1 protein-coding gene is annotated in these 320 nt (G+C 40.6%); it reads left to right on the plus strand.

The genetic code is table 11. The features are described 5' to 3' along the window. Positions 1-7 precede the first annotated feature (7 nt). A complete protein-coding gene (locus IRQ78_RS20900; protein WP_407681628.1) occupies positions 8-151 on the plus strand; it encodes a transposase in 144 nt (47 codons plus the stop codon). Positions 152-320: the final 169 nt, after the last annotated feature.

A 320-nucleotide genomic window follows, 5' to 3' on the forward strand; every position in this document is an offset into this window, starting at 1 on the left:
ATTTAAAATAAAAGTCGTTCAAGAGTCGTTAGACACCACAGATACAGTTAAGATGGTCGCTAATAAGTACGGTATTCATCCTGACATGCTATCAAGTTGGAGAAGTCACATGACCTCGAAAAAGAAAACGGCAAAGCCACTAAAGAACTAAGGCCCTGACAAATCATACGCTGATTTAGAACGCCAAATTCGTAAGCTTGAGAAGCAACTCGAAGATGCTCAGTTGGAGAATGACGTTTTAAAAAAGGCGAAGGTCTACTTCGACAGCCTAAAAGAATAAGGTTCGAATATATCCACAAGGTCACAGACGCTAAACGCAC

It is taken from the genome of Pseudoalteromonas simplex (assembly GCF_015278155.1).
Classification (GTDB): Bacteria; Pseudomonadota; Gammaproteobacteria; order Enterobacterales; family Alteromonadaceae; genus Pseudoalteromonas; species Pseudoalteromonas simplex.